Source organism: Paenarthrobacter sp. 10N417 (genome assembly GCF_056394745.1).
The window spans coordinates 1-26998 of sequence record NZ_JBFTIL010000004.1 but is presented as its reverse complement, the minus strand read 5'-3'; the positions used below and the strand labels follow the sequence as shown (position 1 = coordinate 26998).

Here is a 26998-nt window from a genome sequence, read left to right as displayed (position 1 = left end):
AAATAAATTACCCAGGAGCTCCCATGTTGAATTGTCTTGTCATCGGATCCGGCGTAGCCGGCCTTTCTACCGCTCTGTCACTCCAGAAAGCCGGCCACTCCGCCACCGTTTTTGAAGCGCACAGGGGGCCTTCTGAGGGTGTCGGCGCCTTCCTCACCCTCGCCGTCAACGGTTTCGACGCCCTGGACACTCTGGGCCTCAAGGAGGAAGCTTCGCAACTGGGCTTCAGCACCCCGCTCATGTCCATGTACCTGGGCAGCACGGGCCGCCACCTGATCGATTTCGATTTCGGCGGCACCCTCCCGGATGGCACCACGGCCCGGACCATGACCCGCTCGGAGCTATACGCCCTCTTGCACGAGGAGGCAGTCCGCCGCGGGATCCGGATCGAGCACGGCAGGCGACTGACAGCGGTGGAGGAACTGCCCGACGGCGTCACGGCCGTTTTCGACGACGGTACCTCCGTGCGCGGCGACCTGCTGGTGGGGGCTGACGGGCTGCGCTCGGCGGTGCGGCCGCTGATCGACCCCGCCTCGCCCGCACCCCGCACCATCCCGCTGCTCAACACGGGCGGCATCATTCCTGCCAACACTGCCGCCTTGGCGCTAAAGGATATGGATCTGGGCGTGTCTCCGGGGCGCATGAAGATGGTGTTCGGCAAGCGCTGCTTCTACTGCTTCATGCCCAGCCCGGACGGCCGGATCTGGTGGTTCGCAAATCCTCTGCAGCACTCCAGCTCCGATCCCTCATTGCTGGGCCCGGAGGAACTCAGGGATTGGCTGACCGGGCTGGTGGCCGGAGATCGGACACCGATGGCGGCCCTCATTCGCGCCACGGAAGACATCATCAAGCCCTATTCAACCTTCGATTTCCCCAGCGTTCCCCGCTGGCACCGCGGCAGGATGGTCCTGGTCGGCGATGCCGCTCACGCCGCCTCCCCGTCCTCGGGGCAGGGCGCGTCCATGGCAATCGAGGACGCCGTTACGCTTGGTCGGGCCCTCCGGGGAGCCACAAGGGACGACACAGAGGGAAGCCTCCCTGCCAGGTTTGCGGCGTACGAAGCGGAGCGCCGGCCGCGTGCCGAGACGGTGGTGGCATGGGGCCGCCGGAATTCAGAACCCAAGGTCAGGAATCAGTTCACCCGGGTGTTTCAGGACCTGGCGATGCGCGCTATTTTCCGGGGACTGGCGCGGAAGGCGGCCGACAACTTCGATTGGCTCTACGGCCATCACATCGACTGGGATGCCGTCTCCACGTACGACGCCGAGACCCTGCGGTAAACAGGCGTCAGGAACGCGATCAGTGCCGCGAGAATGAGAATGATGCCGGAGACCAGGAACACGAGGGCGATCCCGCGCGACGTACCTTGACCCAGCAGCGGTTCCAGTTGCGCGGCGCCCTCGGCGGAGCGGGCGTACGGGATGATCCAGAACTGGGCGAGCGGGGCGATGAGGAACGCGGTGATCGGCGCTGCGGCGGACTCGAAGGCCATGGCGAATCCGAATACCCTGCCCTGCCGGTTGAGGGGAACAACCTGTTGGATGACCGTCTGCTCGGCGGCTTCCACGATGGGAACCAAGGTCAGATACAGCCAGATGCCAGCCACATAGAGCCACGCCCATTCACGCAGGGTGAACACTGCGCCAAGGAAGCCCATGGCGGCGACAACGATGAGCATGGTTCGCAAGGGATTGGAGCCGAGCCCAAACTTTCCTACCAGTGCGCCGCCCACCAGGAATCCGGTGGAGCCTACGGCGAAGAACGTTCCCCACATCTCAACGGAGAACATTTCCAATCCGTACGGATCCATCAAAGCCATGTACACACCGCCCACGAAGTTGTTGAACGTGGAAAATATGATCAATGCAAACAGCCCGGAGATAGCCAGCACAGCGGCAAGCGAGCCACGGAAGTCGAAACCGCCCTTTGCGTCAGTGGCTGCCGCTTGCACCTCTTCGGGCATTCGCAAAATGAGTAGGTGTGCGAACGCCAACGCGGTGAAAACCAGTGAAGCCACAATGGTCCAGCCCATGCCCAGCAGGCCCACTGACAATCCGGACAGGACTGACGTAACAATGAACATGAGCCCCTGCACCATCCCCACCAAGCCATTGGCATTGGCCCGGCGATCAGGCTCGATAAGGATGGTGACGGTGGTGGAGAGGGCAATGTTGCGAAGGTTTTCCACGACGGCACCCACAAGGGTGATCAGAGTGAAGACCCAGAACCACGGCTGTGTCAGGTCCAGCAGAAGACTCGTGGGGGTGAGGAGAAACATCACTCCTGACAGCACGAACATCACCAGGGTGAACCCAGCGGCAAAGCGCATTATGGCAAGCTTCCGATACCTGTCCACGAACGTCCCGAAGCTGATGCTGGAGAGCGCAATCAGCAGCATGTAGGCTCCTCCGACTACCCCGGTGGCAATCACATTGCGCGTTTCCAGGTAAACCCAGAACGTCAGGGCGAACCAGAGATAGCTTGTGGTGATATTTGCCAGGGCGGTGTTCACCAGGATCCCCATGAAAGTACGGGATCGCTGGGCCGGAGTGCGCAGGGAGAGGTCGATAACTTCAGTAACCCCAGCCGGTTCCTGCTCGGTCATGCGTTCCAGTGTACTTACACCAATTGCCGCAGATAAGGGCCGGCGCCGACCCAAACCGTGTGACAATCCAACCGCACTAACCTCCCGGTAGGATCGGCAAGGAATCCTAAAGAAGCCTGGGGGAAATTCTTGATGAAAGGTGCAAAAGGCCAACTGGCCTTCACCGGAGACTTTAGCCGGGATCTGGAGTTGCGGGAGTACGGCCTGGACCCCGGCGAGGATTCCACCCTGCTTCCCAATGCCGCCATAATGAGCGCGCTGCAGAACCTCGTTCGCCTTGCCACTGAGCTTTGCGGCGCCCCTTTCGGGGTAGTCAACATCATCAGCGCCGAGTACCAATACCAAATTGGTGCGTGGGGCGTGGAACCGGGTATGTGCTCACGAGAAGATTCCATGTGTGCCAAGGTGTTTCTCTCCCGCGAGATCACCGTTATCCCCGACGCTTCGCTGGATCCACGATCCGCCGACAACCCATTCGTCACCGGTGAATTGGGCAGGGTTCGCTTCTACGCTTCGGTTCCACTGCAAACAGAATCAGGATTCGTTCCCGGTACCTTGTGCGTCTTTTCCGATAAGGCCATGGAGATACGGCCCGAGCAAGTCAGCATGCTGGAGGTCCTCGCCAAGCAGGTGGTGGAACTGTTGGAGCTGCAGCACCGCACCATCCAGCTGGATCGCACCTATGCCGAGCTGCGGGAGAGCAATGCCAAATTGGCTGGGTTCGCGGGCCGTGTCAGCCATGATCTTCGCATTCCGCTCACCACCATCCTGGGTTACGTGGAGTTGGTGGAGGATGATCCCGACGTCCAAGCAGACAGTGTGGCAGCTAAATACCTGAGCCGGATCGGGGCGAGTGGCCGCCGGATGCTGGGGATGCTGGAAGACGTCCTGAGTTATTCGAGGGTGGGCGGCGGCATCCAGCCGCAGCAGGTCTCACTTAAAGAGGCAGCAGGCGAGGTGGCCCGGGACCTGGGCATCGAGGACGACATCCTTGAAGTGCGGGACCTGAATCTCCAGGCGGACAAGGGCCAACTGCGCACATTGCTACAGAATCTGCTGTCCAACGCCATGAACTATCGCAGCCCCGAAAGGGATCTGCACGTCCGGATCAGCGGCGTCTCCAATTACCATGGCGCCACCATCTTCGTGGCCGACAACGGAAAGGGCATCCACGTGGCAGACCGGGCCAAGGTCCTGGAACCATTGGTGCGCCTGCGCCGCGAAGGTGACGGACCTGGCTCTGGCCTGGGACTCGCCACCTGCAGCAGCATCGCCAAGGCCCACGGCGGCGAACTCACACTCTCCGAGACAGCCGGCGGCGGAACCACGGTAGCGGTGAGCTTCCCGTCCGAACCATAGCGGCACGCCAGGCAAGAAAACGCACGACGGCGACCTGCCGCCGTCGCGCGTTTCCCACCTCAGGTGTTACCCCCGGCCGTTTCCCTTACCCTTTTCGGGCCTGCTCTCGCTCTTTCCGCCGCTCTTGGTGTCAGCGGTGTCTTGCGGCGCAGTGTTTCCAGCATCCTGGGCGGGCTGGGTGGCTTGAACGGCTGGGACCGGAACCGCTGGCTGATCTTGAACCTCCACCACCTCAACCGCAGGTGCGACCGCCGGCGGCGCCGTTTCCACGGGAGTCGTCGGCCCGCTCGGTTGGGATTCAATGACGGAGACCCCGGGATCAACCTGCCGCGTGGGTTCGGCTGAAGGTTCCGACGAAAAGACGCCATTGGTCAGCAATGCCAACGCGACCGGAACGGCGAGGGCGGCCGCAACCAGCCCGGCGAGCACCTTCGGGCGCCACGTGCCAAAAGTCCCGGTCTGGGAAGTGGACGCACGCCTTCCCGGGGTCGAAGCAACCGGCCCGGGACGTGAAACCGGGACATGCGGCGGCCGCGATGGCACAGCCGGCACGCCTGGCAAGACGGCCGTGCCCGTCGGCGCCAACTTCCGACGTCGGCCCGCCAGGACTTCTTCAACATCTCCGGCCGTCGGGCGCCGCTCCGGATCCATGTCCGTCATTGCCTGGAGGAGTCCGCGCAGCCCGTTGGGGAGGTCTTCCGGGATCTCGGGTGCCCGGTGAAGGCGTGCCGAGGCCGTCTCTACCGGGGTTCCTGGGTATTCGGCCTTGCCGGTGAGGCATTCCAGGAGCACCAAACCCAAGGAGTAGATGTCACTGGCGGGCGTCAGGTGCAGGCCTTGTGCCTGCTCCGGACTGAGGTACTGGGCTGTGCCGACAGTGAACCCAGTGGCGGTGAGGCGGTTGTCCTCCATGACCAAGGCGACTCCGAAATCAGCCAGTTTCACAGATTCGGCACCATCGGGCCCGTCGGAAACCAGGATGTTTGCCGGCTTGATGTCGCGGTGAATGACGCCTTGGGCATGCACCTGGGCAAGGGCGCCAGCCAGTCGCTCGCCAATGCGCGTGGTTTCGGGATGCGTCAGGGGCCCGTCGGACAATACGGCCTTCAGGTCACGGCCCCCTGCGAGTTCCATGACGAGGTAGGCGCGCTCTTCGTCATTGCGGGTATCAACACCCGCATCGAAGGCGGCCACCAGGCCAGGATGGTCAAAGCCGGCGAGCAGCCGCATCTCGGTTTCCTGACGGGCCCTGAACGAGTCGTCGCCAGAGCCAGGCAGAAAGATCTTGATTGCTACGTCCCGGCCAAGGAGCAAGTCCGCGGCGCGGTACACCGTGGACATGGCTCCCCGGCCCAAAACAGGTCCCAGCTGGTAGCGGCCATCGATGATGGTGGCAGCCGCACTGGAATCGGTCAAGTGGAACTCCACGGCCTCGTCATTGTTGCCCACGAATTGTCACGCCCTTCAGGCCCACCTTGTGTGCATCGGACCCTAACAGTGTCCGTTGCTACCAGGCAACGCCGCCGATCAAACTTTCACGAGAGCCGCGCGGCCGCCCTGTTCGGCGTAACCGCTACGGCTTGAGCAGTCCTGCGTCAAACAGCATCATCCGGATTCACCAGATAAGTCATCAGGATACTTAGTATTGGCTCGGAAGGGAAACGGGCCATCCGTGAGGACGTCGCTTAGTCTCCTCCGAGTTCCGCCAGCCGCGAGCCGAGCAGGGACCGCAAATGCTGCTGCTCGTCCGCCGTCAGGCCCTGCCGCAATCGGCCCTCCACTTCATTCGCGGCCGCACTGGCTGCCTTCAATCGCTTGCTTCCGAGCGGAGTTAGCTTCACGGGGAGTGCCCGCCCGGCAACAGGCTGCTCCGACCGGGAAACCAACCCGTCCCGCTCGAGCGCCTGGAGAAGCACGTTCATTGACTGCCGCGACACGAAGGCGCCGCGGGCAAGCTCGGAATTGGAGAGGCCGGGCCGTTGCGCCAGGAGTTCAAGGCATGCGTACTGCGCCACTGTCATCCCGAGGGGCCGGAGAGCAGCGTCCATTGCGCTCCGCAAAGCGCTGTGCACTTGCTTCAGGAGATAGCCCAGGGAGGTGTCCAGATCCACGCCACTGCCGTCTTGACTCATGTCAATATTCTGACATAGCTTGTTCATGTCAACATACTGACATAACTAGGAGAGCAAGCATGGCAACAATCGGTCCAGATTTCATTTCGCTGCAGGTCCGCGACCTTGAACGTTCGGCACTGTTCTACGAGCAGCAACTCGGGCTGACGCGCTCGGTGGCCGGTCCGCCACATGCAGTTGTTTTCGATACCAAGCCGGTCGCCTTTGCGGTGCGGGAGCCACTGCCGGAAACCGAGCTGGATTCGCTCCCGCAACCCGGCGAAGGAATTGCCTTGTGGCTGCAGGCAACGGACGCCCAGGAACTCCACGACGCGCTCTCCGCCCATGGCACGCAGATCACGGCAGCACCCATCGATGGGCCATTCGGGCGCACCTTCACCTTCGCAGATCCGGACGGCTACCGGATCACTATCCACGACGCCGCCTGACACCAACGGCAACAAGCGTCCGACGGCGACCTCCCGCCGTCGGACGTTTTCCTCACGTGACGCACGGAACTGCGGCTTGGACGGCGGGAAGGCACAATGGAAGGCATGACCCTTACTACCTTCGCCCTCGTCCGCCATGGCCAGACCAACTGGAACGCGGAGCGCCGGCTGCAGGGGGCCACTGACATTCCTCTGAACGACGTCGGACGCCAACAGGCGCGTGACGCCGTTGCCACTTTGGCCAGTTACCAATGGGACGCAATCGTTTCCTCACCTTTGAGCCGTGCGGCAGAAACCGCCGACCTGATTGCAGAAGGCCTGGGCCTTCGGGTCGCCCGGCGGGTTCCGGAGCTTATTGAGCGAAGCTTCGGACCGGCAGAAGGGCTGCAAGCCGGGCCGGAACTCGAAGCACTTCGCATCCCGGGCGGTTTCCGCGGGGGCGAGAGCGATGATGACGCAGCCAGCCGCGGCATGGATGCCCTGGAACAATTGGCACAGGAATTTTCGGGACAGCGCGTCCTGGTGGTAACCCACGGTACGTTGATCCGACTGTCACTGAGCCGCGCGATTGGACGCACGCTGGACAGCGTCCACAATGCCGTACTGAACCTCGCGCATCACCACGCCTCCGATGGCTGGAAGCTGGAGTACTTCAATGGTGAGCTTCTGACGGCCGACGTGGACAGCTGACACAACCCGGAAACTCCGCGAATGTTATTGACATTCCACATGCCAGTTTCTGTATGCTCAAGTGAGTCAAGCAGCTGGCGCCTTTCGCTCCGCTGCCCTGGAGGTCAGCTTGGCTCTCACACTTGTTGGCTCCCGACTAGTGACGACCGAAGCCTGCCGGGCCAACGCAATCACCCTGACCGCGAGAGTAACGCTGGCCACGGACGGCTGGTTTGAACTTCGCGTGGTGCAAATCCCCGGGCTGGTGCTTCACGTTTCCCGGCTGGAAAAGGCGGCCCAGGCCGTGCTCGACGCCGCAACGGCCTCGAGCGGACGGAAGCCGGAAGAGTTTGACGTCCAGTTCCAATGCTGAGCAAGCCGATGCCGAACGAGCAGAAACTCCTGACCGTTGGGCATGGCGCCACACCCCAGGCCGATTTTGAGGACCTTTTGGAGGCGGCTGGCGTGGAGTCGTTAGTGGACGTTCGGATTGGTCCGGGAAGCCGGAAATACCCTCACTTCGGAAGAACCCACATGGAGCAGTGGCTACCGGCCGCCGGCATCGCTTATCGCTGGGAACAGCGACTGGGTGGGTTCCGGAAGCTTCCACCCGGCTCCCCCGACACGTCCCTGCGCAACGACTCCTTCAGGGCCTACGCGGCGTACATGCGCACAGCTGAGTTCACTGCAGCCCTGAGTCAGCTTTTGGCGGATGCGGCTGACCAAAAGACCGCCATCATGTGCAGCGAAACGCTCTGGTGGCGCTGCCATCGCCGCCTCATCGCAGATCATTGCGTTCTGCTGGACTCACTGCCCGTCAGTCATCTCATGCCAGGAGCCAAGCTGGTCCCGCACGTCCCTACGGCCGGAGTGAGGGTGCACCGCGGGCATCTGCAGTACGACCTACCCGTGGACGAGTCAGTGGGTTAGGTCAGTGGGTTAGGTCAGCGTGCCTCAAGCCGGCTCCGCAGTTGTTGTGCGAAGTCGGGGTAAGCTGCGGCAATCTCTTCCAGGTCCATGGTCTGGGGGAAGTCGATCACGGGTTGGTGCTCGGCCAGAAAGTTGGCCGTCTCTTCAGTAATGAACTGCCCGTCCTGGCCGTCCAGCCCGGCCTCGGCCAGGAATTCAGGGGTGATCCGGAAGACGGATTCCCCGGTCTGCCCTTCGGATGCCCAGCGCACCAAGTACTCATCCTGATTTACGAGTTCTACGTCGAATGACTTCTCCATGTCAGCAGCCTACGTGGTGTTCAGCCGTGACCACTGGTTCTTCACTAGGATGACTGGCATGGCAGCCATCGAATCTGTAATTCTCGAGGTCGCTCCCGCCATTGAGGTGGCGGAGGCCTTCTACACTGACGTTTTCAGCATGGGCAGCGGGGTTCAGGTACGTTCATCCGAGGCGCCGACCACCGGCTTTCGCGGATTTACGATGTCGCTTGTCGTCTCCCAGCCGGCCACCGTAAACAGTCTTATCGGCAACGCCAATGACGCCGGCGCGACTGTCATCAAGCCAGCCGCCAAATCCCTGTGGGGGTACGGCGGAGTAGTCCAAGCTCCGGACGGCACGATCTGGACAGTCGCATCCTCGTCAAAGAAAGACACTGGCCCGGCCGATCTTCAGATCGATGCGATAGTGCTCCAACTGGGAGTCGCGGATGTGGCTGCCAGCAAACAGTTCTATCTCGACCGAGGCCTCACCATGGCCAAGAGTTTCGGCAGCCGGTACGTGGAGTTTGATACCGGTCCCATCAAGCTGACGCTCAACAAACGCGGGGTGCTGGCCAAGACCGCCGGCGTGTCACCTGACGGCACCGGGTCACATCGTCTCCTCATCAGCGGCGATGCAGGTACCTTCAACGACCCAGACGGATTCGCCTGGGAAGCTCCGCTGGGCTGAGGCCTTTGCGTTTGCACGCAAGAAAACGCACGACGGCGACCTCCCGCCGTCGTGCGTTTTTCTTGCTTTAGAGAGAGCTAAACTTCGGGACGCGGGCGCCGGTCGATGATGGTCTCTGGAGCATCACGCCGCTCCACGACATGGTCAGTACGCCGCGTGCGGCCTGCCATGATGATGGAAATAATCAGGCCCAATACGCCTACAGCCATGAGGATGTAGCCGATCAGGACTTGGTCCACGAAGGGGATGAGTCCGGGGGCAAGCGCAAAGGCCAGAATCGCTCCAATGGCGATCAGTGCTATGGAAGAACCTATTCTCATGTCGTGCTCCTCTCACTTCCGACCGGCCCGCGAACGGGTGATCACGGAACTGCGTCGATATCGTAAGCATACTTCTCAATTTGCGACGCGCGAAAGATTGTGCCCGTCATTGTTCGCCTACCACGCGTGCTCGGAGTGGCCCCGATCAGTGCCCGAAGCCCGCGGCGAACCGGGCGATGGCGTCCTCGGGAGTGGGCGGCGGACCAAAAACTTCGGCTTGCCTGCTCGTGTTGGCAACGTATCGGCCCGTCTCGAACCACGCCGACATGCTGGCCATATCGCTTACCAGCGGGGCAAAGCGCGAGGTGACTTTGCCCAAGCCCTTGAGCACCGGCGTCGGAACGGCCATGATCTTGATGTCCTTGCCGTCCGCCTCGCCATGCTTGGACAGGAGACCCGCCGCTTCTGACATGCTGACGGGCCGGGTCCAGCCGATGTCGATGCGTTCGCCATTAGCTATCTCCGCATCCACGGCATCCGCCAGGTAACCCGCGAGGTCGCTCGTGAGGACGAAGGTCAGCGGGGTGTCCTTCGAACCGATCCACATGACGCGCCCCTTCTCCAGAGGGTCGCCGCCCCTCCCAGCGGTCTGGTCGAAGAACGCACCCGGACGAAGCGCCACGAAAGGAACGCCCAGCTGTTCGAACGTGTCCTCGGCCTGTTTCTTGTGCCAAAAGTGCGGCACCTGGGGTGTCAGGTCACAGGTGAGGATGCTGATGAGAACGAACCTGGGAACGCCCGTTTGTTGGGCGGCGACGGCCAGGTTGCTGTACCCAAAGGTATCGATCGCGCTGGCGTTCTTGTCGTTCCGCGTATATCCGGCGGCCGTCGAAATGACGCCGGCTACACCTGTCATCGCATGGATCAAGGACGCAACGTCAAGCATGTCGCCCCGGACAATTTCGACACCTCTGGATTCAAGCTTGCCCGCGTTGGATTTTGCCCGGACCAGCGCCCGGACGCTCTTGCCGCGTTTGAGCAGTGCATCAACCACCTGACTGCCAAGGTAGCCGGTGGCACCGACCACGAGGACAGGCTTTTCTTCAGCCATAATTTGCTCCTTGGACTCGCCGGGTTCGCTCCCCGGAACAGTCGTAGCATGCGGGCCGCGTTGATTCCAGACTTCACGCAAACGCACGACGGCGACCTGCCGCCGTCGCGCGTTGTGGTCGCCTCACGGACAACCTTCGTTGCTACCGGAAAGTCACACGGTGATGGCAATCTTTCCGCGGGTTTTACCGGCGTCGAAGTACCGCATGGCTTCGGGAACCTGATGAAGGGGATAGCTTCGGTCGATGGCCGGGACGATGGTTCCGGCCTGGAGGAGCTCGGCGAGGGACTCAAGGTCCTCCGAACGCTCCGTACCAACGACCATGGTCAGCTTTTGACTGATGAAGGGGGACAGTGCCAATGCCCGGAACTGCCTGTCCATGCCACCAGTTAGCGGTCCACCCTCCTCACCACCAGTAAGAACTGCCGTTCCGCTGTGGGTGAGCGCGCGGCGAAGGCGTTTCAGGCTGGGGTTTCCCGCGAGATCGATGATCACCTCATAACGCTTCGACCCGTCGGCGAAGTCCTGTTTGGCGTAATCGATCACGTGGTCGGCACCGAGGGACAGTACATGGTCCATCTTGCCGTCACTGCAGACCCCGGTAACTTCAGCACCCGCGGCTTTGGCGAACTGCACCGCGTATCCGCCAACTCCGCCGGAGGCACCGGTGATCAGCACCTTGAGGCCCGTCGCGGTTTGCCCTGCTGGTGTCCCTATTTCCAGCCCACCTGCAATCCCACCTGCACGAAGCGCCTGGAGGGCGGTACAGGCTGAAACGGGAACCACTGCTGCTTGTTCGAAGCTGATGCCGGCAGGCTTGAGGGCGAGATGGTCTTCCCCGGCTACGGCGTACTGGGCAAAGGAACCCTTGCCCACGCCGAAGACGTGGTTGCCGACGGCGAAGCGGGTTACCTCCGGTCCCACGGCCTCGACCGTCCCGGCGAGATCGAGCCCAGGTACCGGATTCTTGGGTCCCCGGAACCCAAAGGCCAGACGCAGGGCGTAAGGCTTCCCAGTCATGATGTGCCAGGTCCCGCGGTCCAAACCCGCAGAATGGACACGCACCAGCACCTCATCGCCCGCAATCTCCGGCCTGGGGATCCGGGCCAAACGAAGGACGTCGGCCGAGCCGTAGGCATCCTGCACTACGGCCTGCATGGTGTCTTCCGAAGTGGGCGCTGCGTTGGATGCTGGCGTTTCCTTGGCTTGCTGACCAGTGGTCATGGCCGTTCCTTTCAGGGCTTCAGCGACTTTTCGTACGCTGTACTAATAACGCTACCGTACAATGTACTAAAACGGAACACCCAGAGGAGATCCAGTGCCCACCGCAAGCCCGGAGCGCCTTCCGCTCAGCCGCGAAAGGGTTCTCGCATGCGCCGTGGAACTCGCGGACGAGTCGGGGATATCGGCGCTGACCATCCGCTCACTCGCTCAAAGCATGGGCACCAAGCCGATGTCCCTGTACTACTACGTGGCCAACAAGGACGAGATCCTGGACGGCATCGTGGACATGGTGTTCAGCGAAGTTGAGTTGCCCTCCCCGTCCGGTAACTGGCGGGAGGAAATGCATGATCGGGCACATGCGATGCGCGCGGCCCTTGCCCGGCATCCGTGGGCGGTGGGGCTGCTGGAAAGCCGCTCCTCCCCTGGCCCCGCAACACTCCGACACCACGAAGCGACGCTCGCCACCTTGCGGGAAGCAGGATTCTCCATCCAACTGACCGCCCACGCGTACGCGGCGCTGGACAGTTACATCTACGGTTTCGCCCTCCAGGAGGCAGCCTTGCCGTTTGAAGGCCGGGATACCGCAGCCGAAATCACCGCCCCCATCATGGAGCGATTCTCAACCGGGGAGTACCCGCGGATGGTGGAGATCGCCGTCGAGCATGTCCTCAAACCCGGCTACGACTTCGGCGACGAATTCGACTTTGGACTGAACCTGATTCTTGACGGCCTCACCCGATTGATGGACGATGCCGGCGCAGCAGGCGAATGACCTCCGCAGCCGTTGAGGTGCGTAAGGCAAAAAGGGTACGGTCAGGGCATACTCGAGACGCCGTCCGATTTAAGGATCTGATGCCATGGCCAGAATTGAGGACTATGCAATCATCGGGGACTTGAACACGGCCGCCTTGGTGGCCCGCGATGGATCCATCGACTGGATGTGCCTGCCCCGTTTTGACTCCCCCGCGTGTTTCGCCGCCTTGTTGCACACCCCTGAAGCTGGTCGATGGCTCCTCGCGCCGGCAGATGCAGGGGCCCGGAACAGTGGAAACTGCACCCGGCGCCGCTACCGTCCGGACACCCTGATCCTGGAAACGGAATGGGAAGTGGACGGCGGCGCAGTCCGTGTCACCGACTTCATGCCCGTCCGGGATGACGCTGTAGATCTCGTTCGGATCGTGGAAGGCCTGTCCGGCGAGGTGGCCATGCGTGGGGAATTGATTCTCCGTTTCGACTACGGTCGCGTGGTGCCGTGGGTACGTCGCAACAAGCACGGAATCAGCGCCGTGGCGGGGCCCGACTCCGCCTATCTCACCACGCCCGCTCCGCTCAAGGGCCAGGACAGGCGCACGATCAGTGAGTTCACAGTGCGGGCCGGGGAACGCATCCCGTTCGTGCTTCGCTGGGCACCAAGCCACGAGCCGGAGCCCCGGCGTATCGACGCCGCCAAAGCATTTCACGCCACGGAATCCTTCTGGCGCGAGTGGATTGACCGAAGCGAGATGGAGGGCAAGTACAAGGATCCGGTGGAGCGATCCCTCATCACCCTCAAAGCCCTGACATATGCCCCGACGGGAGGCATCGTTGCGGCTGCTACAACGTCCCTTCCCGAGCAACTGGGCGGTTCCCGTAATTGGGACTACCGCTATTGCTGGCTGCGGGATGCAACCCTGACCCTGCAGTCGTTGCTTGCCGCCGGATACACGGAAGAAGCGGCAGCCTGGCGGGAATGGCTGCTCCGTGCTGTGGCGGGCGATCCTTCGGAGCTGCAGATCGTTTACGGCCTGGACGGCGCCCGCAGACTACCGGAGGCCGAGATCCCGTGGCTTTCGGGCTACGAAAATTCCATGCCGGTCCGCACCGGGAATGCCGCCGCCCCCCAGCTGCAATTAGACGTTTGGGGTGAGGTGTTGGACGGGCTCTCGCTGACCAGGGCAGCTTCCCCGCCGGGCACCGTTGATACGTCTTGGGACATCCAAGTGGCGTTGATGGAGTACCTGGAAGGGGCTTGGGACCAGCCGGACAACGGGCTGTGGGAGATGCGAGGCCCCCGCAGGCATTTCACGCATTCCAAAGTCATGGCATGGGTAGCTGCAGATCGCATGGTCAAGGCCGTAAGAACCTCGGGGTTGCCCGGTCCCGCGGACCGCTGGGCGGCGCTTCGCAGGCAAATCCACTCGGAGGTTATGACCCGCGGTTTCGATCAAGAGCTCAACAGCTTTGTACAGTCCTACGGCAGCAAGGAACTGGACGCCAGCCTGCTCTTGATCCCCCGCGTTGGCTTCCTGGGGCACCGCCACCCACGCGTTGCGGGAACGGTGAAAGCCATTCAGGAAGGCCTGACCGAGGACGGGCTGGTACTGCGCTACCGAACCGAGTCAGGCCACGACGGCCTGCCCGGCGAAGAGGGAGTCTTCCTTGCGTGCTCGTTCTGGCTGGTGGATGCGCTACTGGGCATTGGCCATACCGGCCAGGCAACGGCGTTGTTCGAGCGGCTACTGACGCTCCGTAACGATGTCGGGCTGCTCAGCGAGGAATGGGATCCCAGAACCCAGCGCCAACTCGGCAATACTCCCCAGGCGTTCAGCCACTTTCCCCTGATCCACTGCGCCCTGCAACTCCATCACGGCGAAGCCCACGGCAGCGACACGCCGTTGCGCAGCCCGAAACACCCGGAACAAGGTACCGACCAGCTCCCACAACAGGCCATCTCCGAAAGCGGCCCGGGCACTGATCATCCGGCGCCAAGAAAGCGTCCCGAACCCAGCCGCTGAAAAAAACTGCAGTTACGATTCCGTCTTTTGATCGTCCGGATCCGCGGCTTCAGCCTTGTGCTTGGCTTCCTCCAAATGTTGATCCAGCTTGCGCTCGGCCTCCCGCCGACGCTGGCCGATAGTCCTCATCTGTTGTGTGGTCGGAGATCCAGCGTCGGTATCCTGCCACTGATCGCGTTCCTCTGACCCTGCGCCCTCGGGCACGCCGGGGCTCTTCTTCTCTTCATCGCCCATAAGGAAATCGTCCCATCGCGTGGGCTTCTGCGGTAGGACCAGTGGCTGGATAAACGCCCGACGGCGACCTCCCGCCGTCGGGCGTTTTCACCCCGAACCCTTGTCATCCAGAGCCCGCGGCGTCTAGGCTCAAAGCGGAGAAATCGTACTTGTGCCCAAGGTATCCGGTCTCCACTTGTCACAGGATGATCATGCCTGCGCAATCAGCCCACCCTCCTTTTCCCCTCTCCCCCTTGCCTTCCGAGCCCTTCTGCGACCAGTGCGGAACGGATGAGCACCTCCTCATCGAAACCATCGAACTCATCCAAACCGGCGGTAAAGCCCCCGGATCTACCGCAGGGTTGATCCACGTGGAGTATCGGTGCCAAGCTTGCGGATTCTCGCGGTCCCACGCAGCGGAAGTGGCCGACGTCGCCGATGTCCTGATCCGCTCGGATGAATCCCTGGGCGTTCTGCAATTCGGACGCCACCGTCTCCACTGTGGGGTGCCTATGCACACGGGCCCCGGGAAACTCCACCTGATTTCCTCAGGCGCCACAGGCCGGGCAGATCCGGAGCTTGAGACCTACTTGAATACCCGGGTGCTGCATTGCGATGAGTGTGGGTTCCAGATGGAGATACCGGACTAGCGCACATTTTCCTGGCTGCCGAAAAGAGTCCCTCCGAGAACCCCCAACAACCGGGACTCCCTCAGGCCCGGCGCCTGTGATGGTCTGGAACCATGACCACTGATACCCGGCGCGCACCATCAATCCGTCGCCTGCCGCTTGTTACCTACGTGCTGGCTGCGGGCGTGTTCCTCATGGGCACCACAGAATTCGTGGTGGCAGGGATCCTTCCAGAGATCGCCCAGGATCTGGGTATCACGGTAGGAAATGCCGGGCTGATGATTACCGTCTTCGCGGTTGGCATGATCGTTGGAACGCCCACCATGTCGATCCTCACCCTCAAGATGCCGCGACGCGTCACGCTCAGTCTCGCGTTAGTGGTTTTCGCCGTCGGGCACGTCATCGTCGCGCTCACCACCGACTTCGCAGTGATACTCGGTGCCCGGTTCCTGACGGCTCTGGCCACTGGCGCGTTCTGGGCCGTCGCCGCCGTCGTGGGTGCGAAGGCGGCCGGTGCCGCTTCAGCCTCCCGCGCGTTGGGGGTGGTCCTGGGCGGCGGCATGCTCGCCAACGTGATCGGCGTTCCGTTGGGGGCGTTTGCCGGCCAGTCGATCGGTTGGCGGGGTCCATTCTGGATCCTCACCGTCCTGGCACTCATGGCGGCAATTGTTGTTTACCGTTTGGTCGGCGTCGAACCTTCTTCTGGCCCCATCCCCTCAGTCCGGGCCGAGATCGCGAGCATGCGTGACGCGCGGGTCTGGCTTGTGCTTGCAGGTTGCGCAATCGTGTGCGGATCCTCCCTAGCCGCCTACAGCTTCATCTCTCCGCTCCTGACACAGAACACCGGCATGGGGGCAGCAGCAGTTCCGCTGGTGCTCGTGGGCTACGGCGTCGGAGCGTTCATCGGCTCCAACCTCGGCGGCCATTTTGGCGCGCACCGCCCATTCACGGCGCTGTTTGTATCGGCAGCGATGACGTTTCTAGTGCTCGGCGCTCTCTGCTTGCTCTCTCGCAACGCCGTGCTGACGGTGATCCTGATCTTCTTGCTGGGCCTGTTCGGCATGGCAACCAACCCCGTCCTCATAGGCAAAGCCGTCGGTTATGCGCACCATGCCCCCACGCTCGCCTCGGCCCTCAGCACGTCCTCGTTCAACCTCGGCACCGCAGTGGGCTCGTGGATCGCAGGCTTCGCACTTGAGTCGGCGCTCGGCGCCACGGGTCCGGTGCTGGTGGGTACCTGCATAGCGGCACTGTATTTTCTCCCGCTCACCATTCTGTGGCGGAAAGAACGGTCACCTCAGCCGTCCGAGGCAGCCCTCTCAGGCTCAGCTTGAGCTGTGGTGCCGTACTCGCTGGCAGCCCACGAGGCGAGCAACTGCAGTCGCTCCGCCGAAGGCGATCCCGGTTCCGCACTGTAGATCGTGAGGGTCAAGCCGGGCTCAGCGGCCATCTCCAAGCCTTCAAAAGCAAGCGTCAGCTCGCCCACAACGGGGTGATTGAACGTCTTGAAACCCGTCCCATGATGGCGGACGTTGTGCGCACCCCAGCGTTTCCGGAACTCATCGCTGCGGGTACCCAACTCACCGATGAGGTCATGAAGTTCCTTGTTGTGGGGATCGCGACCGGCTTCGGTCCGCAGGATTGACACGGTCGCCTCGGCGAACGCATCCCAATCAGGATAGAAATCATGAGCGCGTTCATCCAAGAACGTGAAGCGCGCGATGTTCGGTGGTTGGCCTGGAATGTCATAGCAGTCCTTATAGAAGGCCCGGGCCAAGGGATTGACCGCCAGCAGATCCATCCGGCCATTTCGAACGAACGCCGGACCGGCGGTGACAGCATCCAGCGCCCATTGCAGGCTCTGATGCGGAACATAGGACCTGGAGTGGCGGCGGCGCGGCGGCCGGGCCACCGGACTGGCCGCGTGGGCGAGGTCGAATAAGTGGGCCCGCTCGGCGTCGTCCAGGCACAACGCCCTGGCGATACTCTCAAGCACCTGCGGGGAAGCTCCGCTGATCGCGCCACGCTCGAGGCGCGTGTAATACTCCACGCTCAAACCGGCAAGTGTGGCTACTTCACTTCGCCGCAAACCCTTCACACGCCGGTTCGTGCCGGCGGGCAGTCCAACCTGCTCAGGGGCCACCTGGGCACGCCGAGAGATCAGGAATTCGCGGACCTCCGCTCGATTATCCATAGGCTCCACGCTAGGCCAAAGGGGTATCAGGAGGGAGTCCCTCCCGATACCTGCTTCGACAAACGCACGACGGCGACCTCCCGCCGTCGTGCGTTTCCCGCACCCAATTCCGCGCCCAATTCCTCACCAAAGCGTGGCAGTGTCAGTGCGGAACGTTAGGGTTGGTCCCAAGACATCTGACGAGGAGAGCAATTGCCGTACATCGTTGACTTCAAGAACGTTTCCACCGAGGGCCTGGAGTCTTCTCCGGTTGCCGAGACGCTCGCAGGGTTGCGCGCCAACGAGGCCCGTTACTACAAGAACAAATACGACCACGACTTCACCGTGAGCCCCGCCAGTGAAGTCCCTGAAGTAGTAGATCGGGTAAGCCGGATCCTGAAGGAAGAGCGGGACATCGTCATCGAGTCCCGCCCTTTGGAGGCGACGGCCTTCGAAGTGGACGGTTTGCGCATGGATTACGTGTTCTACGAGTCAGGGCTGTCCATCAACGTCATGTACAGCATCGAGGACGGCGGGAAGCGGGCGGTCGGTTTCAAACTCGCTGAAGGGATGGACGTTCCGGAAGAACTGGAATCGCGCTTCAAGTTCGCCCGCCAGAAATCCAAGCTGGCAGGGGTGATCCGGGGTTCGTACTTCGTGATCAAGGGTCAATACTGACCGCTGGCTGTGAATTCGGGCCCTATGCCAACGGGCGGGGACCCTCTATTCTCTTGACATGGGCGTTTGGGGAGCGTTGAACCGAACCAAACCTGGTTGCAACGGCATCGGGCGCAGGTGACTCATGGATCCCCACAACAAGGTCCCTCCCCCGGACAATTACGCCGCGTTCCTTGCTCGGCTGGATGCGGCGACCACAAGCCTGAGCACCCGGGCGAGGGCCTTGGACAAGGCGTTGACTGCGGTCTCGCTGCTCTTGGGACGATATCAACGGGCCCTTCGCGGTTGGGAACGGAGATTGGTCCGCGTCAATGAGGAACTAGCCCGTCATTCCGGCGAGCCGCAGACGTCGGCGGCCCTCAATGAGCTCCAACGAACTGCTGTTCAGATGGAGTCAATGCACAGTGCACAGGTTCTGCGACTTACAAAGAAACTGTCACTCATGCAAGGGCGACTCGACGCCATCGGCCGGTCGGTCCGGGAGCTTGAAGTCAGCAGAGCCAAACTGGATACGTCCCGTAGGTTGTCACAGGACCGCGAAAACCTGAGCAAGGCCCTCTATGAACTTGCTGGTACCGGCGGTGGCGCCGCGAAGGTCCCCGATCTGGGATTGCGGAATGATCTTAGGGAAGCACGCGAGGCAGTAATTCTGGCCGAAGCACTCCTGGAAGTGAAGGAATCCTGACCATGGAGAACACGCCCGACGCTGTTGAAATCGTGCGTTGGATGAGGAAACCCGGCGACAAACCCATCATCAAATTTGTCACTTTCAGCATCCTTGCTGTGATCCTGTGGCTGGTCCTGATGATCTTCATGGCTGCCCTGAGAAGCTTCATCCCCGCGGCGATATTCACAGCCGTGTTCGCTGCGATCCTCACTATTCCGACCGTCGCCGCCCAGAGGAGCCTGATGCGCGGCTTGGCAAAACGGATCAACGACACCCTCGCGGAGCTAACCGGAAGCTCCGACGACACGGTCTCCACAAAGCAGCTACGGAAATTGATCACGAGCGGTGAACAGCTTCCACTGCTCATCAATGGGGTTCCCGGTTTGCGGCTGCACGTCAAAAGGGTCGCCAGTGCCAAGGAAGACGGCTCCGAGAAACTCCTCGCAGTCATAACCGTTGCTCCGGTGAGCATTGGAACTGCCAGCTTTGACCGGCTGCTCGAGGCGGCGTTGTACGGAGGACAGTAGCGCGGGAGCTGGCCGCCAGGAGGCTGCTGAATCAGTCGCGCCGTGGGGTGCGTCGGCTGGACTCGTGGGGCTGGTGGTTAAGACTGTTCCTATCCAACCGCAGGCACCGTCCGACGGGGCCATCGACAAAAAATCGCTGGATGAAGCCCGGGATCTGAGGCAGAATAAGGGTAAGCGGGCGGAACGACCCCGTTGTCGCACCCAAGGGTGCTGACCAGAACACGCCGCTAGACGGCCATTGGTGGCGTTCCGCCCGCCCCAACCACCCGCTTATTCAGCAGTCTCCTAGCCCTTGGGCACTAGAACGCGACTATCACGTCAGTCGGTGGGCTAATACTGTCCGACCCTGCCGACATGGTTGATGCATGGAAACGGTTGGAAATCTTGCGCACCGCGGCCAGCGGCTCTGGGTCCTAAAAATGTCAGACCCTGGTGAGAGGGTTTATTCATGGCAAGCATTGGGGAGATTGTGGCGCGACGGGCAGCGATGTCTGGTGCCACGTTGCGCCCCCGACGCGTTCCCCGAGCAAGCCACAACGTACCGGCCAACGAGCTGGCGGCCCATGAAAGCCCGACGGCGGTAGTCACCGATTCGGACAACCCCAGGGGCATTTGGCTGCTTCGCGGCATTAAACCAGGGCCCTTCTCTGCCCCTGATGGCGTCGAGACTAAAGTTGGCCCTGACGTCGAGTCTGTTTCCTCGGGGCTGAGCGTTTCCGCTGGGCTTGATAGTTCCAAGGGGCTTGAGGATTTGCCTGGGCCTAGCGTTTCCCGCGGGCTTGACCGTGCGCTGGCACTCGGGGATGCGCTGGCTGAAAGCGCTCAGGCGTTGGAATCTCTGCGTTCCGCCACGGTGGCCGRTGCGCTGACGTTCGGCTTTACCGAGGCAGCGGGATTCGCAGGGCGGCTGGAGGAGATCGCCCGGACCGTGGAATACCTGCAGGTCATCGCGGCACACGCCGTGGAACGGACCCGCACCCAAGCCCAGCAGGCACGGCCCTCAACCGCCGCTGGCACGGGATGGCAGACAGGCTGGACAGACCCCGGAACCACGGACCCTGACTCAGCCGGGGCTGTTACTGCGGCAGGCCTTGTTAGTGCGGCGGACGCTGCTGCGGTGGCCGATGATGGCTACCGGAACGCCGCGGAATTCCTCCGCGCGAGCCTGCGGATCAGCAAAAGCGAAGCCAACCGCCGCCTCGCCCTGGCCGCCGAGGTCCTCCCCCGGACCGGAATCGCCGGGCAACACATCCCGCCCCGCCGCGAAATCCTCGCCCAGGCCCTCGAAACCACGCACATACCCACCCGGTCCGCGACCATCATCAGCAGCGCTCTGGAAAATGTCCGGCAGCTCACCGATGACGACACCCTCACCCGGATGGAACACGCCCTCACCGCCACGGCCATTGAATCCGACCCGGACTTCGTCACCAAAATGGCCAAACGCTGGACCGACCGGATCGACCAGGACGGGCCCGAACCGTCCGAGGAAGTTCTCCGCCAGCTCCAAGGCACCTTCATCCGCAAACCCCGCCACGGACTGCACCACCTGGAAATCTTCGCCACGGCCGAACAATACGAAACACTCACCACCGCCATGAACGTCGCCACCAACCCCCGACTCACCACCGGAGACAGCGACATCACTGGCGTGGGCGGCGGGACGAACAATGCCACCGGCGAAGGCGACGAGAGCGGTGACGGGAGCGGCGGCGGGAATAACGACACCCGGAACAAACCAGCGGGCCCGGACCTGGACCGGCGTTCCCGGCCCATGAAACTCCTCGACGGACTCGTCGGAGCCTGCGCGGTCGCCATGACCACCGGGAAACTGCCAGCAAACGGCGGACTCCGCCCCCAAGTCACGACCACCATCAACGTGCGCGACCTCTTCCAACAACTCAACGGCGCGGCCAACACCACCACAACCGGCGCGGCAGCCACCACCCCGCCCGGCACGGCAGCCAACACGACCATAACCGGATCTGGCGCGCAACACCCCCGGCTCAGCTCCGGGACCGCGACGTTCGTCGGCCCGATGCACCCCAACACCATCCGCAAAATCGCCTGCGACGCGGACATCCTCCCCGTCCTGCTCGGAACCGACTCCCGCGTCCTTGACATCGGCCGCACCACCCGGATCTTCCCACCCCACATCCGCAAAGCCATCACCGCCCGCGACGGCGGCTGCGCCTTCCCCGACTGCACCATGCCCGCCCCCTGGTGCGAAGCCCACCACATCACCTACTGGTCACACGGCGGCACCACAGGAACCGAGAACGGCACGCTGCTCTGCAGCCACCACCACCACGTCATCCACAAAGAACAATGGCGGATCGACATGACCACCGGCGTGCCCTGGTTCACCCCACCGACACACATCGACCCCAAACAAACACCCCGACGCAACCACCACCACACACCCCTCAGAACATAGGAGTGTGTCGCGTTCAATCGCGCCCCGGCTGCCTGGCTAAACAGCAGTGGCCATCTAACTGACGCCAAAAGCTCACAGCCGAAGGTGACAGCCCGAAGGCGACTGACCGAAGTGACAGCGCGCCGTCGAGCGCTCGTAAACTAAGCCCCGGACGTAAGCTGAGCCGCGGCCCTAAACTCAGCCGCGCCGAAGCCTTACCGCGACGTCGGCCAGCCCGTGTATGACTCTGCCAAGTACGCCTTGGCGTGCTCGGACGAGACCACGGAATGCAGCTCGCCCAGCTGACGTGCACGGTCGAAGTCCCCTGCGCCGGGAACGGTATGCAGCATGGAGGTCATCCAGTAAGAGAAATGCTGGGCCTTCCACACACGGTCCAGGGCGCGGTCGCTGTAGGAATCCAGCAGCGCGGTGGAACCGTTGGAGTAGAAGGAGTCCAAGCCTTCGAACAGCACCTTCACGTCGTGTATCGCGAGGTTAAGGCCCTTGGCGCCGGTGGGCGGAACGGTGTGTGCGGCATCGCCGGCAAGGAAAAGATTGCCGTGGCGCATCGGAGTGTGAACGAAGCTTCGGAACGGCAGGACCATCTTTTCCAGGACAGGGCCTTCGTTGAGCTCAAAGCCGTTGCCGTTTACACGTTTGCGCAATTCGGACCAGATGCGTTCATCGTCCCAGTCGGCCACGTTTTCCTTGGGGTCGCACTGGAAGTACATGCGCTGTACTGTCTCGGTTCTCTGGCTGATCAAGGCAAAACCGTGCTCGGAGTTTGCATAGATCAGTTCGTCAGAGCTGCGCGGAGCCTCGGCCAGGATACCGAACCAAGCGAACGGGTATTCGTGGAAGAACCACTTCCGGTTGGCTTCGGGGATCTGGAAGCGGCAGTGGCTGCGGGACCCGTCAGCGCCAACGAGGAAGTCGGCCTGAATCTCGAACTCCCGGCCCTCGGAGTCAGTGAACCAGACTTTCGGCTGACCCTCGAGATCGTGAACCGTGGTGTCTGTGACGCTGTACCGAACGTCGCCACCGTCGGCCTCGCGCCGTGCGGCGAGGTCGGCGAACACGTCCGTTTGCGGGTACAACCATACGGACTCACCAACCAACTCTTTGAAGTTGATACGGTGACTTTCGCCGTTGAATCGCAACTCGATGCCATCGTGCCGGTCACCTTCGCGCAGCACCCGGTCTGAGACGCCGGAGTCCACAAGCAGGTTGACAGTGCCATGTTCCAGGATGCCGGCGCGAACAGTTTGATGGATCTGTTCGCGGCTGCGGACCTCCACCACCACGGATTCGATGCCTTGCTTGGCCAGCAAGTGGGAGAGCATGAGCCCGGCCGGTCCTGCGCCCATGATGGCGACTTGAGTAGTAACGGTAGTGCGTGCCATGGTGTTCCTCGCTTCGTTGCGGTCCCGCTGGGACGGGATGAGCCTGGAATCAGTGTGGCGCGTGGCGGGTGACCGACGTTACATGGATTCCGTTCAACGGAAACCCATATCAATCCCTAAGTTGTCTGCCTATGCCCCGGGCGGCGGTCTGTAGCGCCGGAACGAGGGCCTGCAGCCGCATCTCAGCCAAGGGCACCACCACGCCAAGGGCCGCTACAGTGCGCCGCTTGCCGTTCATCACCGGCACCGCGATACCCCAGGTGTCCGGATCGACGACGCCAGCCAACTGCGCATAGCCCAGCTGCGCGGCCTCCGCCAACAGGTGCCGTACGACGTCGGAAGTCGCCTTTCCAGCCGGGTCATGGAACTGTTCGAGGTACTCCGCCTGCAAGTCTCGGGATTGGTGTGCCATCAGCGCAAGGCCGGCGGAGGAAATGTGGACCGGCATTCGACCGGCGACGCGTGCTCGATTGGCAACCGAGCCTCGGCGCGAAAGACGCTCCACAAACAGCGCTTCCCACCCTTCAAGCACTGCGAGGTTTACGTTCTGGTTCAAGACTTGCTGAATATCCTCCATGAAGGGCATGGCCGCTTGACGGAGTGCGAGCGTGGGCGAATTTCTGTTGACGAGTTCCCACAATCGGAGCCCGAGCCGAACGTTCCCGCCAGCCCCAAGTTCCAGCAAGCCATGCCTGGAGAGTTGCCGGACCAGCCGGTGAGCGGAAGACAAGGGGAGGCCTGACCTGTCGGCGAGTTCGCTCAGTTGCAGCGAGGTGGCGCCTTCGGGGAAGGCCTCAATCACCCGAACTACGCGATCCACCACGGAGTCGCCAGATGCTGAGTTGGCCACGATGCGCTCCCTTGCTGCTGTTCCTATGTCAGACGCCTCTTCTACCAAACGTCAGTGCGCGTCTTCCATTCAATGGTAGAACGTGCCCCAGATTACTCCAGCCGGTGATACAACTCTCATAACCGACCGGCCGTTCTGCTGGCCACATCCACTTCAAGACGAACTCCCGAGGACACTATGCCAACGATGCCATCTGCCCGCCGCTCCCAATGGCCAGTCTGGCTTTGCTGGCTTGCCATGGTCTTGGACGGCTTCGACCTGGTGGTCCTGGGGACTGTGATTCCAACGCTCATCAAGACCGGCGACATAGGCTTTGACGCCGTTGGAGCTACCTTCGCTGCAACTATTTCCCTTGTAGGCGTGGGGCTCGGCGCACTCTTTATCGCCCCGCTGTCCGATAAGTTCGGCCGCCGGAAGCTCTTGATCGCCTGCGTAGCCGGCTTCTCACTCTTCACGATTGGAGTCGCTTTCGCGCCCAACGTGGCGGTCTTCTCCATACTGCGACTGCTGGCAGGACTTGGGCTGGGCGCATGCCTCCCCGCCGCCCTCGCGTACATGAACGATTACGCACCGGCAGGATCAGCCGGAAAGTCGACCACGCGGACAATGACCGGCTACCACGTAGGTGCTGTAGCGACGGCGTTCCTGGCCATCCTTGTGGTCCCCAACTGGCGCCTCATGTTTATCATTGGCGGCATCGCAGGACTGGCGCTCTTGCCATTCCTGTGGGCAAAACTTCCGGAGTCGCTCCCCGAAGCAGCAGCCGTGAAGGTGGGCCAAACAACAGAGGCGGCTCCCGGCGTCGTGCATTCCACAGACGGCAAGCAAAAGACCGGGTTCCGCGACCTCCTGCAGAAGCCGTATCCGCTGGTGGCTGTGGGCATTGGCATCGCGTCGTTCATGGGTTTGTTGCTGGTTTATGGCTTGAACACGTGGTTGCCGCAGTTGATGGCCGCTGCCGGTTACACCGTGAGCACTGGCCTGACGCTGCTGCTGGTCCTCAACCTCGGCGCCGTGGCCGGACTGGTTTTGGCCGGAATTCTTGCTGACCGGCATGGAACCAAGAAGATAGTGCTGGTGTGGTTCGGGCTTTCGGCAGTGTTCCTGGCCGTCCTCAGCGTGAAGATCCAGAGTGAGTTCCTGCTCAACGCCGCGGTGTTTGTCACCGGCGTCTTCGTCTTCAGCTCGCAGGTTCTGGTCTACGCATGGGTCAGTCAGCTGTTTCCGGCGCGACTCCGGGGAACGGCACTCGGGTTCGCTGCCGGCGTCGGACGCCTTGGCGCGATCGTTGGTCCTGCCGTGACTGGAACACTGGTGGCCGCAAACATTGCCTATCCCGCCGGCTTCTACGTGTTCGCCGCAGCGGGACTTTTGGCTGTCGCAGCGCTGTTCCTTGTGCCCGATCAGGTCAAAATTCCTGAGCCCGTGCCGGCGGGAGAACGGTAACCGCCGGCACGCCGCTAGGTGCTCAGCTGGCCGTCCAACTTTCCGGGCTGTGGGTGAAGCGACTCGCGGGCCTTGCCCAACAGCTGCGGTCCGGCCGCGTAGCAGCGATCGGTATATTGGCGGAGCGCCGGAAGTGCCTGGACGGCGTAGTCGAAGTGTTCCTCGCGGATCATCGACTCGATGGCCTTGCACTGGTCCTCAGTTTCAAGCGCGCCCACCATTGCCGAGGAGATCTTGAGGCTCAGCACAGCATCCATGCTGGCATCGGCGTCGTGTTGGCAGAGGCCGTTGGAGATCCTCAGTAGTCTGCCAGGCAACATCGAAAGGTAAGTGGAGAGGAAACGCAACGCCGGGGTGGGGTCTCCCATTTCATCGGCCAGGGCCTGCAACCTGCACGGTTCCAGAGCCGGAACCTGACCGTCTGCCTCGTCAGTCATGGCTGGCTGCTTGTGGCTGCGGGGCGTCTTCCAACGTCGACTTGCTGGGGTCCTTACTCCAGATGGAGGCGAGCATCCCGATGACCAGGATCCCGGGCGCTCCATACATCAGGATGTTCAGGACGAGCGGTTCACGGAGGGCACGAATGGCATTCCCGACGTAAGGGATGGTTGCGATCTGCTTATCCACCGTTTTGCCCTGCAGGGTGGCGATCCATGGATCGATGCCATTATTCGCATCGCCCTTGGTCTGGACGGCTACGCTGCCATCGGCTGTAGCGGTGATCTCAGTGATGCGATGAGTCTCCACCCGCTGGTCTTCAACGGGGATGTGGTAGGTGATGATGTCGCCCACCTTGAGGTCGACGATCGGCGTCGGAACGGTCACGACGACGTCGCCCGGGTTGATCAACGGCGCCATCGACCCTGTCAGCATCGTGGAGGTTTGGTAGCCCAGGATTCGCGGACCGATCGCCAGCAAGAGGAAAACCAAGGCCGCCACGGCCAGCATGGTGAAACCGAGGAATTTCATCGTCTTAGCAGCGATACGGCGGAACGCACCCGGGGCCGCGGCGGCATTGGCTGGAATCGCGGCTTTGGCGGGGGTCCCGACGGCTTTGGCTGGAATCGCGGCTTTGGCGGGGGTCTCGACGGCGGTTGTCGCGGGTGCCGCTTTGGGCTGCTTCACCCCGGCGGTGGCTAAAGTCATTGACGTTTTTGCAGGCTTTGCGGCTGAACGCCGGCCCTTGAGGGCGGCTCCGCTGATGCTGGTCAGTGCGCTCATGGTCCTGGCGTTCCTTCCTGTGTTGGTGATCTTCTGTTCGAGTCTGGGCTATCTGGCTCAGGTTTCCTGCCGGAAAGCCTCAAGTCTGGCTCAGGAAATACCGGCGGACCTGATCGGGCAGGGGGGCGCCCGACCAGGCCCGGCGGGGCTCTGTGGTGATGCTTAAGGTGGTGATGCTTGCTCTGGTGTTACAGGCCTCGTGTTACAAGGCCTGGTGCTACTTGATGGTTTCGGTGCGCTGGGTGCCGGTGAAGGCGAAGGCGATGGTGCTGGTGGCGCCTTGGAAGGTGTCGTTGGCCGTGGTGGGGAACGCG

The 26998-nt window shown here is 62.2% G+C and carries 29 protein-coding genes; 16 read left to right on the top strand and 13 right to left on the bottom strand.

Annotation, left to right across the window (positions count from 1 at the left end):
• The first annotated feature begins 23 nt into the window (after positions 1 to 23).
• Positions 24 to 1280, top strand: a complete 1257-nt coding sequence (locus AC1DCM_RS06065; RefSeq protein WP_477517663.1) for an FAD-dependent oxidoreductase — start codon at positions 24 to 26, stop codon at positions 1278 to 1280.
• On the opposite strand, the gene AC1DCM_RS06060 is transcribed toward AC1DCM_RS06065, so the two are convergent.
• Positions 1229 to 2605 carry an MFS transporter gene (locus tag AC1DCM_RS06060; protein WP_477517662.1) on the bottom strand — a complete coding sequence of 459 codons (1377 nt, stop codon included), beginning with the start codon at positions 2603 to 2605 and terminating at the stop codon, positions 1229 to 1231. The genes AC1DCM_RS06065 and AC1DCM_RS06060 overlap by 52 nt on opposite strands.
• A 132-nt stretch (positions 2606 to 2737) precedes the next feature.
• Here AC1DCM_RS06060 and AC1DCM_RS06055 point away from each other — a divergent pair, with 132 nt between their 5' ends.
• Positions 2738 to 3964: a GAF domain-containing sensor histidine kinase gene (locus AC1DCM_RS06055; protein WP_477517661.1), complete on the top strand. Its 1227-nt coding sequence runs from the start codon at positions 2738 to 2740 to the stop codon at positions 3962 to 3964.
• 66 nt (positions 3965 to 4030) lie between these two features.
• On the opposite strand, the gene AC1DCM_RS06050 is transcribed toward AC1DCM_RS06055, so the two are convergent.
• Together AC1DCM_RS06050 and AC1DCM_RS06045 are read right to left on the bottom strand one after the other, a co-directional pair.
• Positions 4031 to 5413 (bottom strand): serine/threonine-protein kinase, encoded by a 1383-nt coding sequence (locus AC1DCM_RS06050; protein ID WP_477517660.1) that lies wholly within the window; start codon positions 5411 to 5413, stop codon positions 4031 to 4033.
• A gap of 236 nt (positions 5414 to 5649) precedes the next feature.
• Positions 5650 to 6096, bottom strand: coding sequence for a MarR family winged helix-turn-helix transcriptional regulator (locus AC1DCM_RS06045; RefSeq protein WP_477517659.1), 447 nt, complete (start codon positions 6094 to 6096; stop codon positions 5650 to 5652).
• Between the two features lie 59 nt (positions 6097 to 6155).
• On the opposite strand from AC1DCM_RS06045, the gene AC1DCM_RS06040 reads away from it, so the two are divergent.
• From AC1DCM_RS06040 to AC1DCM_RS06025, 4 genes are all read left to right on the top strand, one after another.
• A complete protein-coding gene (locus tag AC1DCM_RS06040; RefSeq protein WP_477517658.1) occupies positions 6156 to 6524 on the top strand; it encodes a VOC family protein in 369 nt (122 codons plus the stop codon).
• 96 nt (positions 6525 to 6620) lie between these two features.
• On the top strand, positions 6621 to 7214 hold the full coding sequence (locus tag AC1DCM_RS06035; protein ID WP_477517657.1) for a histidine phosphatase family protein: 594 nt from the start codon (positions 6621 to 6623) through the stop codon (positions 7212 to 7214).
• 109 nt (positions 7215 to 7323) lie between these two features.
• Positions 7324 to 7566: a hypothetical protein gene (locus AC1DCM_RS06030; RefSeq protein ID WP_477517656.1), complete on the top strand. Its 243-nt coding sequence runs from the start codon at positions 7324 to 7326 to the stop codon at positions 7564 to 7566.
• A gap of 8 nt (positions 7567 to 7574) precedes the next feature.
• Positions 7575 to 8123, top strand: a complete 549-nt coding sequence (locus AC1DCM_RS06025; protein WP_477517655.1) for a DUF488 domain-containing protein — start codon at positions 7575 to 7577, stop codon at positions 8121 to 8123.
• A gap of 14 nt (positions 8124 to 8137) precedes the next feature.
• Here the strand turns inward: AC1DCM_RS06025 and AC1DCM_RS06020 are convergent, their stop codons facing one another.
• A complete protein-coding gene (locus AC1DCM_RS06020; RefSeq protein WP_477517654.1) occupies positions 8138 to 8422 on the bottom strand; it encodes a hypothetical protein in 285 nt (94 codons plus the stop codon).
• 58 nt (positions 8423 to 8480) lie between these two features.
• Here AC1DCM_RS06020 and AC1DCM_RS06015 point away from each other — a divergent pair, with 58 nt between their 5' ends.
• Complete coding sequence (locus AC1DCM_RS06015; RefSeq protein ID WP_477517653.1) at positions 8481 to 9092, top strand: VOC family protein; 612 nt, start codon at positions 8481 to 8483, stop codon at positions 9090 to 9092.
• 77 nt (positions 9093 to 9169) lie between these two features.
• Here the strand turns inward: AC1DCM_RS06015 and AC1DCM_RS06010 are convergent, their stop codons facing one another.
• The 3 genes from AC1DCM_RS06010 to AC1DCM_RS06000 form a co-directional block, all read right to left on the bottom strand.
• Positions 9170 to 9412 carry a DUF6458 family protein gene (locus AC1DCM_RS06010; protein WP_431117140.1) on the bottom strand — a complete coding sequence of 81 codons (243 nt, stop codon included), beginning with the start codon at positions 9410 to 9412 and terminating at the stop codon, positions 9170 to 9172.
• A 145-nt stretch (positions 9413 to 9557) separates the two neighbouring features.
• Complete coding sequence (locus tag AC1DCM_RS06005; protein ID WP_477517652.1) at positions 9558 to 10463, bottom strand: SDR family oxidoreductase; 906 nt, start codon at positions 10461 to 10463, stop codon at positions 9558 to 9560.
• 153 nt (positions 10464 to 10616) lie between these two features.
• Positions 10617 to 11687, bottom strand: a complete 1071-nt coding sequence (locus tag AC1DCM_RS06000; protein ID WP_477517651.1) for an NAD(P)-dependent alcohol dehydrogenase — start codon at positions 11685 to 11687, stop codon at positions 10617 to 10619.
• A gap of 94 nt (positions 11688 to 11781) precedes the next feature.
• Here AC1DCM_RS06000 and AC1DCM_RS05995 point away from each other — a divergent pair, with 94 nt between their 5' ends.
• Positions 11782 to 12459 carry a TetR/AcrR family transcriptional regulator C-terminal domain-containing protein gene (locus tag AC1DCM_RS05995; protein WP_477517650.1) on the top strand — a complete coding sequence of 226 codons (678 nt, stop codon included), beginning with the start codon at positions 11782 to 11784 and terminating at the stop codon, positions 12457 to 12459.
• An 85-nt stretch (positions 12460 to 12544) separates the two neighbouring features.
• Positions 12545 to 14461 carry a glycoside hydrolase family 15 protein gene (locus tag AC1DCM_RS05990; protein WP_477517649.1) on the top strand — a complete coding sequence of 639 codons (1917 nt, stop codon included), beginning with the start codon at positions 12545 to 12547 and terminating at the stop codon, positions 14459 to 14461.
• 12 nt (positions 14462 to 14473) lie between these two features.
• Here the strand turns inward: AC1DCM_RS05990 and AC1DCM_RS05985 are convergent, their stop codons facing one another.
• A complete protein-coding gene (locus AC1DCM_RS05985) occupies positions 14474 to 14695 on the bottom strand; it encodes a hypothetical protein (protein WP_442004358.1) in 222 nt (73 codons plus the stop codon).
• Between the two features lie 191 nt (positions 14696 to 14886).
• Here AC1DCM_RS05985 and AC1DCM_RS05980 point away from each other — a divergent pair, with 191 nt between their 5' ends.
• Positions 14887 to 15324: a hypothetical protein gene (locus AC1DCM_RS05980; protein ID WP_477517648.1), complete on the top strand. Its 438-nt coding sequence runs from the start codon at positions 14887 to 14889 to the stop codon at positions 15322 to 15324.
• Between the two features lie 92 nt (positions 15325 to 15416).
• Entirely contained in the window at positions 15417 to 16637 is a 1221-nt protein-coding gene (locus AC1DCM_RS05975) for an MFS transporter (RefSeq protein WP_477517647.1), read from the top strand.
• Here AC1DCM_RS05975 and AC1DCM_RS05970 read toward each other — a convergent pair.
• Entirely contained in the window at positions 16601 to 17497 is an 897-nt protein-coding gene (locus tag AC1DCM_RS05970) for a helix-turn-helix transcriptional regulator (protein ID WP_477517646.1), read from the bottom strand. The two genes, AC1DCM_RS05975 and AC1DCM_RS05970, sit on opposite strands and share 37 nt — an antisense overlap.
• A gap of 192 nt (positions 17498 to 17689) precedes the next feature.
• Between AC1DCM_RS05970 and AC1DCM_RS05965 the strand changes: the two genes are divergently transcribed.
• The 4 genes from AC1DCM_RS05965 to AC1DCM_RS05950 all read left to right on the top strand — a co-directional run bounded on the left by AC1DCM_RS05965 (position 17690) and on the right by AC1DCM_RS05950 (position 21785).
• On the top strand, positions 17690 to 18154 hold the full coding sequence (locus AC1DCM_RS05965) for a phage tail protein (protein ID WP_477517645.1): 465 nt from the start codon (positions 17690 to 17692) through the stop codon (positions 18152 to 18154).
• A 124-nt stretch (positions 18155 to 18278) separates the two neighbouring features.
• The gene (locus AC1DCM_RS05960) at positions 18279 to 18839 is read left to right on the top strand and encodes a hypothetical protein (protein ID WP_477517644.1); all 561 of its coding nucleotides are present in this window, start codon (positions 18279 to 18281) and stop codon (positions 18837 to 18839) included.
• Positions 18840 to 18841: 2 nt separating this feature from the next.
• On the top strand, positions 18842 to 19348 hold the full coding sequence (locus AC1DCM_RS05955) for a hypothetical protein (RefSeq protein ID WP_477517643.1): 507 nt from the start codon (positions 18842 to 18844) through the stop codon (positions 19346 to 19348).
• A gap of 448 nt (positions 19349 to 19796) precedes the next feature.
• The gene (locus tag AC1DCM_RS05950) at positions 19797 to 21785 is read left to right on the top strand and encodes an HNH endonuclease signature motif containing protein (protein ID WP_477517642.1); all 1989 of its coding nucleotides are present in this window, start codon (positions 19797 to 19799) and stop codon (positions 21783 to 21785) included.
• Positions 21786 to 21979: 194 nt separating this feature from the next.
• On the opposite strand, the gene AC1DCM_RS05945 is transcribed toward AC1DCM_RS05950, so the two are convergent.
• Both AC1DCM_RS05945 and AC1DCM_RS05940 read right to left on the bottom strand, forming a co-directional pair.
• Entirely contained in the window at positions 21980 to 23167 is a 1188-nt protein-coding gene (locus tag AC1DCM_RS05945) for a 4-hydroxybenzoate 3-monooxygenase (protein ID WP_477517641.1), read from the bottom strand.
• A 109-nt stretch (positions 23168 to 23276) separates the two neighbouring features.
• Positions 23277 to 24017 (bottom strand): IclR family transcriptional regulator, encoded by a 741-nt coding sequence (locus tag AC1DCM_RS05940; RefSeq protein WP_477517640.1) that lies wholly within the window; start codon positions 24015 to 24017, stop codon positions 23277 to 23279.
• A 177-nt stretch (positions 24018 to 24194) separates the two neighbouring features.
• Here AC1DCM_RS05940 and AC1DCM_RS05935 point away from each other — a divergent pair, with 177 nt between their 5' ends.
• The gene (locus AC1DCM_RS05935) at positions 24195 to 25463 is read left to right on the top strand and encodes an MFS transporter (RefSeq protein WP_477517638.1); all 1269 of its coding nucleotides are present in this window, start codon (positions 24195 to 24197) and stop codon (positions 25461 to 25463) included.
• Positions 25464 to 25477: 14 nt separating this feature from the next.
• Here the strand turns inward: AC1DCM_RS05935 and AC1DCM_RS05930 are convergent, their stop codons facing one another.
• A complete protein-coding gene (locus AC1DCM_RS05930; protein ID WP_477517637.1) occupies positions 25478 to 25900 on the bottom strand; it encodes an Hpt domain-containing protein in 423 nt (140 codons plus the stop codon).
• Positions 25893 to 26684, bottom strand: coding sequence for a signal peptidase I (locus tag AC1DCM_RS05925; RefSeq protein WP_477517636.1), 792 nt, complete (start codon positions 26682 to 26684; stop codon positions 25893 to 25895). Before AC1DCM_RS05925 ends, AC1DCM_RS05930 begins: the two co-directional genes overlap by 8 nt.
• Positions 26685 to 26998 lie beyond the last annotated feature (314 nt).

Excerpts from the sequence above, each read along its gene's own strand:
- AC1DCM_RS06065 (WP_477517663.1), top strand. The coding sequence starts at position 24 with ATGTTGAATTGTCTTGTCATCGGATCCGGCGTAGCCGGCCTTTCTACC.
- AC1DCM_RS06060 (WP_477517662.1), bottom strand. The coding sequence starts at position 2,605 with ATGACCGAGCAGGAACCGGCTGGGGTTACTGAAGTTATCGACCTCTCC.
- AC1DCM_RS06055 (WP_477517661.1), top strand. The coding sequence starts at position 2,738 with ATGAAAGGTGCAAAAGGCCAACTGGCCTTCACCGGAGACTTTAGCCGG.
- AC1DCM_RS06045 (WP_477517659.1), bottom strand. The coding sequence starts at position 6,096 with ATGAGTCAAGACGGCAGTGGCGTGGATCTGGACACCTCCCTGGGCTAT.
- AC1DCM_RS06040 (WP_477517658.1), top strand. The coding sequence starts at position 6,156 with ATGGCAACAATCGGTCCAGATTTCATTTCGCTGCAGGTCCGCGACCTT.
- AC1DCM_RS06035 (WP_477517657.1), top strand. The coding sequence starts at position 6,621 with ATGGAAGGCATGACCCTTACTACCTTCGCCCTCGTCCGCCATGGCCAG.
- AC1DCM_RS06025 (WP_477517655.1), top strand. The coding sequence starts at position 7,575 with ATGCCGAACGAGCAGAAACTCCTGACCGTTGGGCATGGCGCCACACCC.
- AC1DCM_RS06020 (WP_477517654.1), bottom strand. The coding sequence starts at position 8,422 with ATGGAGAAGTCATTCGACGTAGAACTCGTAAATCAGGATGAGTACTTG.
- AC1DCM_RS06015 (WP_477517653.1), top strand. The coding sequence starts at position 8,481 with ATGGCAGCCATCGAATCTGTAATTCTCGAGGTCGCTCCCGCCATTGAG.
- AC1DCM_RS06010 (WP_431117140.1), bottom strand. The coding sequence starts at position 9,412 with ATGAGAATAGGTTCTTCCATAGCACTGATCGCCATTGGAGCGATTCTG.
- AC1DCM_RS06005 (WP_477517652.1), bottom strand. The coding sequence starts at position 10,463 with ATGGCTGAAGAAAAGCCTGTCCTCGTGGTCGGTGCCACCGGCTACCTT.
- AC1DCM_RS06000 (WP_477517651.1), bottom strand. The coding sequence starts at position 11,687 with ATGACCACTGGTCAGCAAGCCAAGGAAACGCCAGCATCCAACGCAGCG.
- AC1DCM_RS05990 (WP_477517649.1), top strand. The coding sequence starts at position 12,545 with ATGGCCAGAATTGAGGACTATGCAATCATCGGGGACTTGAACACGGCC.
- AC1DCM_RS05985 (WP_442004358.1), bottom strand. The coding sequence starts at position 14,695 with ATGGGCGATGAAGAGAAGAAGAGCCCCGGCGTGCCCGAGGGCGCAGGG.
- AC1DCM_RS05980 (WP_477517648.1), top strand. The coding sequence starts at position 14,887 with ATGCCTGCGCAATCAGCCCACCCTCCTTTTCCCCTCTCCCCCTTGCCT.
- AC1DCM_RS05975 (WP_477517647.1), top strand. The coding sequence starts at position 15,417 with ATGACCACTGATACCCGGCGCGCACCATCAATCCGTCGCCTGCCGCTT.
- AC1DCM_RS05970 (WP_477517646.1), bottom strand. The coding sequence starts at position 17,497 with ATGGATAATCGAGCGGAGGTCCGCGAATTCCTGATCTCTCGGCGTGCC.
- AC1DCM_RS05960 (WP_477517644.1), top strand. The coding sequence starts at position 18,279 with ATGGATCCCCACAACAAGGTCCCTCCCCCGGACAATTACGCCGCGTTC.
- AC1DCM_RS05955 (WP_477517643.1), top strand. The coding sequence starts at position 18,842 with ATGGAGAACACGCCCGACGCTGTTGAAATCGTGCGTTGGATGAGGAAA.
- AC1DCM_RS05945 (WP_477517641.1), bottom strand. The coding sequence starts at position 23,167 with ATGGCACGCACTACCGTTACTACTCAAGTCGCCATCATGGGCGCAGGA.
- AC1DCM_RS05935 (WP_477517638.1), top strand. The coding sequence starts at position 24,195 with ATGCCAACGATGCCATCTGCCCGCCGCTCCCAATGGCCAGTCTGGCTT.
- AC1DCM_RS05930 (WP_477517637.1), bottom strand. The coding sequence starts at position 25,900 with ATGACTGACGAGGCAGACGGTCAGGTTCCGGCTCTGGAACCGTGCAGG.
- AC1DCM_RS05925 (WP_477517636.1), bottom strand. The coding sequence starts at position 26,684 with ATGAGCGCACTGACCAGCATCAGCGGAGCCGCCCTCAAGGGCCGGCGT.